The organism is Arenibacter algicola (assembly GCF_018860365.1).
Classification (GTDB): Bacteria; Bacteroidota; Bacteroidia; order Flavobacteriales; family Flavobacteriaceae; genus Arenibacter; species Arenibacter algicola_B.
In genome coordinates this window covers 181,262-188,796 of record NZ_JAHKPO010000027.1, presented here as the reverse complement: position 1 = coordinate 188,796, position 7,535 = coordinate 181,262, and the positions used below count along the sequence as shown (strand labels likewise).

At 39.7% G+C, this 7,535-nt stretch carries 4 protein-coding genes; 1 reads left to right on the top strand and 3 read right to left on the bottom strand.

Going from position 1 to position 7,535, the window contains the following annotated elements; translation table 11 throughout:
- Positions 1-107 precede the first annotated feature (107 nt).
- A complete protein-coding gene (locus tag KO529_RS21700) occupies positions 108-704 on the top strand; it encodes a hypothetical protein (protein ID WP_215949948.1) in 597 nt (198 codons plus the stop codon).
- An 18-nt stretch (positions 705-722) separates the two neighbouring features.
- On the opposite strand, the gene recG is transcribed toward KO529_RS21700, so the two are convergent.
- From recG to KO529_RS21685, 3 genes are all read right to left on the bottom strand, one after another.
- On the bottom strand, positions 723-2,822 hold the full coding sequence (gene recG / locus KO529_RS21695; protein WP_215949947.1) for an ATP-dependent DNA helicase RecG: 2,100 nt from the start codon (positions 2,820-2,822) through the stop codon (positions 723-725).
- Positions 2,823-3,001: 179 nt separating this feature from the next.
- On the bottom strand, positions 3,002-5,554 hold the full coding sequence (locus KO529_RS21690; protein ID WP_215949946.1) for a CHAT domain-containing protein: 2,553 nt from the start codon (positions 5,552-5,554) through the stop codon (positions 3,002-3,004).
- Positions 5,555-7,507, bottom strand: a complete 1,953-nt coding sequence (locus tag KO529_RS21685) for a PKD domain-containing protein (protein WP_215949945.1) — start codon at positions 7,505-7,507, stop codon at positions 5,555-5,557.
- Positions 7,508-7,535 lie beyond the last annotated feature (28 nt).

The window sequence follows — 7,535 nt, the reverse complement described above, 5'->3', positions numbered from 1 at the left end:
ACTTTTGGGATTGATCCAATAACAATGTATATTTAGTATATTTACTTTATAAATAGATGTAGGCAATCTATAAAGTGGATTGCTGGTGGACAATGGTAATCAATTATATGTCATATAAATTATTCTTCCTTTTATTCTTACTTACCAATTGCTTATTCTCACAGGTGAATACCGTGGAGTGGGAACCAGCTTATAAGTTCAAAATTGAGGATTTTCAAGGCTCAAAAACAGCTATTAACAAGGATATAGACAAAGTATTGGTACTATCTGGGGTTATATTGGATTTTGAATTTCAAATGTCCAATGTTGAATTTATGTTTACAAAGAACTTCAATTCCAAAGTGAGTTGTACATTTCATAAGGATGCAGCAGTGATAATGGCTCCGGATAGTTTGGAAGCTAAAAGATTGATAACACTTGTTAAATTCGATTTTGATCTCTCAGAGCTTTATGCCAGAAAGATTAGAAAAGAACTGTTTCAGAACAAAAAAACCTTTTCCGATGCAACGTTTTTTCAACCTTATTTTGATAAAATGATAGCAGAACGCAATAAGATCAGTTCAAGGGTCTATTTGGAAACGGATTTTGGCAACAAGTCGGCAATATTGGAAAAAGAGCATGAGGCCGTTAAAAAAGAACTGATGGAATTTTCTGATTTCTGCAAGGAATGCAAGCCCCCAAAAAACCGCAATAAAACTAATTGACCAATCCTATTGGCAATCTCAACTAATATAATTCCAAATATTCTTGTACTTCACCAATTGCGTATAGGCATGGAGTATAACGGGATGCTTTTGTAAAGTAATATCTTCCTTTAAAATTTTTAGGGCATGGTATCTTGCCGTTTTTAAAATATCGTTGTCCTTGATAATATCGGCTATCTTAAGATTAAGTACACCACTTTGCTGGGTTCCCATTAAATCCCCTGGACCACGGAGCTTTAAATCAACTTCAGCAATTTGAAATCCGTCATTGGTGCCTACCATGGTCTCCAACCTTGTTTTGGAATCTGAGGACAGCTTGTGTCCGGTCATTAAAATACAAAAACTTTGATCGGCCCCACGACCAACCCTGCCCCGTAATTGGTGGAGTTGTGACAACCCAAAACGCTCCGCACTTTCAATGATCATTACCGATGCGTTGGGAACATTAACGCCTACCTCAATTACCGTTGTGGCGACCATAATCTGTGTTTCCCCCTTAACAAATCGTTCCATTTCATAGTCTTTGTCAGCTGGTTTCATTTTACCATGTACAATGGATATCTGATACTCGGGCATAGGAAAATCCCTTGCTATACTCTCGTAACCATCCATAAGGTCTTTGTAGTCCAAAGCCTCGGATTCCTGAATTAAGGGATAAACCACATATACCTGTCGCCCCTTTTTAATCTCGTCCCTTATAAACTGAAATACTTTCAAGCGGTTGGAATCGTACCTATGGACCGTTTTAATAGGTTTTCTTCCCGGGGGAAGCTCATCTATGGTAGAAATGTCCAAATCGCCGTATAAACTCATTGCCAAGGTTCTGGGAATAGGGGTAGCGGTCATAACCAAGATATGGGGCGGAACATCATTTTTGTGCCATAACTTGGCGCGCTGTGCAACGCCAAATCTATGCTGTTCATCCACAATTGCAAGGCCCAGATTTTTATATGCAACCTTATCCTCCAGCAGGGCATGGGTACCAATTAAAATATGGAGTTCCCCATTTTCCAATTGTTCATGAATTACCTTTCTGGCCGATTTCTTGACCGATCCAGTAAGTAGGGCAATGTTAACGCCAATATCTCCTAGAAGATCCTTTATGCCCATAAAGTGTTGGTTGGCCAGAATTTCCGTAGGCGCCATTAGGCAGGCCTGGTATCCGTTATCTATGGCGAGTAACATGGTCATGAGTGCCACAATAGTTTTGCCCGACCCTACATCTCCCTGAAGTAATCTATTCATTTGTGCGTTGCTGCCCAAATCGGCCCTAATTTCCTTAATAACCCTTTTCTGTGCATTGGTAAGTTCAAATGGCAAATGATGCTTGTAAAAGGTTTTGAAAAGGGTTCCGACCTTATCAAAATTATATCCCTTTATTTTCTGTTTATGCATTAAGTTTTTGGAAATCAGCTGTAGTTGTATATAAAATAATTCCTCAAATTTTAGCCGAAATTGTGCCCTGGCCAATAATTCCTGATTCTTTGGAAAGTGGATATTAAAAAGTGCCTCCCCTTTAGAAATAAGGCTTAATTCATTTATGAGGCTAGGGGATAGGGTTTCCTCAAATCGTCCTTTGGTCTCCAAAAATAATTGCTGTATAAGTTTGTTGGTCACCCTATTGGTTACGCCCTTGTTGGCCAATTTTTCGGTGGAAGGATAAACAGGTTGCATATATATTTTTAAGCCCTTTTCATGGTCTTCCCACAATTCCATTTCTGGATGGGGCATGGAGAAGGTGCCATTGAACCAATTGACCTTTCCGAAAATAACATATGGAATGTTTAACTTGAGGTTTTCCCTGATCCATTTTTGTCCCCTGAACCAAACCAGTTCCATTTCTCCCGTATCATCAATAAATTTGGCTACCAATCGTTTACCTTTTTTTTGTTCAACCGTTTTAATGTTGACAATCTTCCCAACAATTTGAACATCCGAACTGGTCCGCTGTAATTGGCTAATTTTATAATATTGGGTTTTATCAATATAACGATTGGGAAAAAGATTAATTAAATCCTGATAGGTATGTATTCCAAGCTCCGATTGTAAAGTCTCGGCACGGTTGGGACCAACGCCTTTTAGATAGACAATAGGCGTTTGTAGTACATTGGAATTCATTGAAATATACCTGATTATTAGAAGCCCTACTAACAGTGGTTGCAAAGTAAGATAGGACGACCGGATTTTATGATGCTATTTTTGACCAGACTAAAATAGCAGTTCCGTCAAACAACTGCAAGTGTGGGTTTATTATTATCGGTCCACTATAGCAAAAGTAAACCATCCTTTCTTCACTCTTATTTTTTCTTTAAACCAAATATTATTGCCAAGAATCCGACAAACAGTAGTGAAGCACCCCACCACCAAAAAGTGTTATGCGCATTTTTATTGGAATCAAGGGCTCCGTAATACGCAAAACCATTCCAGTAATATGGCGATTTTTTAGAATTGGGAATATTATTATCCCGTAGGTAGGACAGCTTGGCTGTATGATTCGATTCAAATACAGATTCTGTAGACCTAAAAGATTCATAAAATCGGGACATTAACGATGCAGTGCTCTGGTCGTTTACTTTCCAGAGCGAAAAAAGTACAGAGGAGGCACCAGCATACTGAAAACCACGGGCTACACTGATGGCTCCTTCCCCTTTTTGTAGTTTACCTATTCCGGTTTCACAGGCACTTAAAACAATGGTCTTGCCACTCATATCCAAACTGTGTAATTCAGGCAAGTAAAGCAGATCATCATAGAATTGTACAAAGGCGGGGACTACAAAATCACCACTGCCTGCATGGGTAGATAAATGTATTAGGTCGTGGTTTTTTGCCTTCTGGATAAAATTTTCTTTTGTGGCCCGGGACTCCAAAACCAATTCTGCGGACATGGCGCCCCCAAGTGCTTTTGCCTCCTCCTCCGAATAGGATAATTCCTCGGGACTTCCTTTAAAGATGGGGAAAATTCCTAAAACCGATTTTCTTTTGCTATTGGATATTGATGTAAGATATTGGTGCGCATTAACAGCATACGCTACCTTTTTCGATACCGCTAAAAAGGGCATTTTGGAAAACGATGTGCCTTTTGTAGGTTCGGTCAAAAGCGATTCAAAAGGAAGGAAGTTCAATAGTCCATCAGGGATCAATACTAGATGTTTTTTATTCAAAGCGTTCTGTAATTGTAGCACCTCAAATAGCTCAAATGCAGTTTTTGCAAAGTTTGAAACCTCATTATTTATAGCTTTTGGACCATCAAATAGATGTACAAATTTCAAAATATAAGAGGACAGTTCTTCTGTATCGGGAAGTTGGTACATCCGTATTCCTGAATCATCGATTGTAAATTGATAGTTGCTTTTTGTCCCTAAAAAATAGGATTGTAGTACCGCTTCATCCGTTTTTAACTTGTTTTGCAATTCAACTAGATCTAGCTCTGTCTGAAACATTTTAGGCAAATTGGATTGTAGCAACTTAATTTGCCGATCTACGTCTGCCAATTCGGAAATGAAAGTTTCCAATATTTTGTCATTCAAGTTTTTGAATTGTGCTCGCAATAGCTGGTCGGTGAGCTTATCACGGTCTCGTAGGAGGTTTTCCAATCCATTGGTTTTTCCATCCTGCTGTTTATTAAGCATCGTTCTTTCCGTCAATACCATAGCCTTTCCCTGTTCAGAATAGACAAAGGCCCTTTCGGCCCACATTGGATCCTTGGTGTGGGAATAGTGCTTCCATATAAGGTCTATACATTTTTCCGTTCGATGCTTTGCGTCTGCCCGGTGTATTATTTTGGTTTCTTGGGATGTATAGTCCTCTTGCAGCAAATTTGCTACATAAAATGCCAGATCATACGCCCTCAAGGCATCCTTTACGGTTTCAGCGGTAGCCGCGTAGGCATCAAAAATGCGAAGAAAATTACGATCCGGAAATAAAATGGTTTCATCTGGAAGGTTCTGCCCAGAATGGGAGGGAAGCATTACCGTCAAAGCTTTTTGCAATGTGTTTTGAGCATCAAGGGTACGGCCAATTTCCAAAAGCAATTCGGCCTCCTCTACCAATAGGTTTACCCATTGGCGGGCAGATACGCCTTCATCGTTCAAAAGTGCTTTTTTCGCTTTTTCAAAGTAATCCAGAGCCATTTCCTTATGGCCTTCTTTAAGCACTATAAATGCAAGACTTTTAAAGGAATTGACATGATTAATACCTCTCAGTGCAGTAATTTCTAAAAGCAGCTGTTTGGCTTTTTCAAAATCCCCGACCCGAAAATATGCGGTAGCAAGGTTATTCTTCAAAGCCGCTGCGGTCCCCAGAGGTATGCTTTTCTTCTTCAGGGTTTCATTGATCAACAAATACGATCTCTCATATCTGGATGTGGAATTGTAAAGGGCAGATAGTGATAACACAGTATTGAACAATAGGGAATTATTTGTGGTGTTTTTGGCATGGGAAGCGCACTGTATCAATAATTCTTCTGCTTTCAAATAGTCTCCCTGTCTTATATAAATAGCTGCCAAAGGAACAGCTGCATTTTCATAAATATTGTAATCCGATAATTCGTTGGATTTGAAGCGATGATAGGCATCTTCATAGTTTTCGATACTTTTGGAAAGGTCGCCATATTTTTCGAAATAATAACCAAGATTAGATCTGGCTATAACCAAAGCAAGTTGTTGATCAGGGGATTTGGCCGTTAAGCTGAAGTTATTGGAATAAATTACAAGTCCTTGGAGATTTTCAATCGTTGGCTTTGCCACAAGATTGTCCAATTCTTTGTAAAGTTCGTCCGTCGTAAGTTGGGCCGAACTCCAGAAGGGAAGCGCCCAAAAAACACAGACGAATATTTTACTAAGGTTTTTCAATTAGAAGCGCCATAAGGCATAGAGTTGCCAATAGTTAAAATCGGTTTTATTGTTCATGACATAGCGCGCACCCAAACTTGGTCCCAATCGGGAAAATCCTGCAGTAAAGTCCAACAAGATACCGGTTCTCCAGTTGGTAAAGGATTCCTTCATGGAATTGGTATCCGTCTTGGAATCCATTAAAAATTGGTCCGTATCACCTTCGTAATATTCGACGGTTACACTATTATTGGCAGTATTGCTTACATTAATGCTAGATTGCACACCCGCGCCGATACCAATGTAATTATTAATATTATATCGAAGCAAAACCGGCACCTCCCAATTCACACTTTTTTGTTCTGTAGCGGTAATGGTGCGTTGTAACTGTATGCTTCCGTTTCTGGGGTCATCAACCACTTGGTCAACACTTGTGCTACTGGTACTGGAATTAAAACTATTACTGAATTCTGCCTGTCCATAGAAACGGTACGGCTTGTAGGGAGAGACCACGGCACTTAAAAAATAGCTTTGTGCGTTTTCTACCTTAGGATAGTAATTATATCCCGCTTTGATCCCGATAGAAATACCTGGTGTAAACCGGGTTGTTGCGTAATTGGTTATTATAGGTTCATTTTTATCGAAAATAATCGCAGTGCGACTCTTAGTTTTCTGCTTGTGGAAGTCTTTTGCAAAACGGATGCTATATTTTACAAATCCCTTGGTGGAATCTTTTTCCTGTACATTTTTTTGTTCCGTTCCAGGGAGATAGATATTCTTAAAAGTGAAAATGGCCTTGTTCTTCAAGAAAGTGGTATCCAAACAACTGTAGCGCACCGGTTCTTTCGGACAAATTGGACATGCCGGATATTGGTCCTCCAATTTTAAGGTGGCCATATCCAACATTTCGGGAATATCTGTTTCCAAGCGGATAGTCCGTGCCGGTCCCTCCCCGTTGTTCTGAAATTTTATCTTGTACTTCAAGGTCTTAAAACGCACCAAACGGTAATTCATTAATACCCCGTTGGAGGACATTTTATTAGGGTCATGGGAGGTCACGATTTCCATTTCCATATCTTTTACCGTATGGTCACCATAATTATTGTCGGGTACGTAAATACCTCTAACCGAAATAATGGCACTGGTATCCTTTATCATTTCGGGCGCTGTGCGCATGGTCAAAAAAACATTTCTTTCCTCACCAGGCTGCATATTCTCAAATGAAATTGATTTTTGTGAGCGATAGGCTTGTTTAGCTTCCTCCATACTTTGCGGAAGGTTGGTTTTTTTTGTAGAATCCTGTGCCTGTGTGCTATAAGAAACCTGTTCATTTTCTATTGAAGTCAAAAAGGTTTTTGTTGGATTGTAATCCCTATTATAGACCATCACATCCGTAGGAACCAAACTTTCACCATGGTGCAACCTAATTTCAGGTTCTAAGAAGTTATCGTTCTTAAATGCCATTTCGTTATAAAACAGATGAATATTACCTGAAGATGTGTAGTTGTTGGTGTTCTTGTAGCTTACGATCATGACCATTTCTTCATCTATCATTGGCTCTCGATTGCGTTTCAACATGAAATCGTCGGTCATGGTAGCCAGATCGTCTACGTCCTTTGTAATTTCGTTAATGACCACCTTTTTAGGTCTGGTGGCCGGTGGTTTCCCTGTATCGTAATTGTTGGTTGCCCAGAGTTTTGCCTCATAGCTACCCGTTTTTTTATAGGTATGTTTTGGGTCTTTTTCGGTACTATAAGTGCCATCCCCAAACTCCCAATAATAGCTATAAAAAGCCTTTGGTGCCCCTGCTATTTGTTGTAATGGCGGGGTATCGGAAAGAAAGGATACCTCATTGCCATTGGCATCATACCCAATATTGGCGTAACGTACCACTGTATCGTTGGCAACCGGTTCCTGGGCCTGGATAATAGATCCGAAAAATAACAGGAAAAGTAATGTGAGTTGTTTTTGCATTGGAGCGAAATTGGGTTTAACATTTAAA

What these genes read in the sequence shown, in the direction of transcription:
- KO529_RS21700 (WP_215949948.1), top strand. Translation starts at nt 108, where the DNA reads ATGTCATATAAATTATTCTTCCTTTTATTCTTACTTACCAATTGCTTA.
- recG (WP_215949947.1), bottom strand. Translation starts at nt 2,822, where the DNA reads ATGAATTCCAATGTACTACAAACGCCTATTGTCTATCTAAAAGGCGTT.
- KO529_RS21685 (WP_215949945.1), bottom strand. Translation starts at nt 7,507, where the DNA reads ATGCAAAAACAACTCACATTACTTTTCCTGTTATTTTTCGGATCTATT.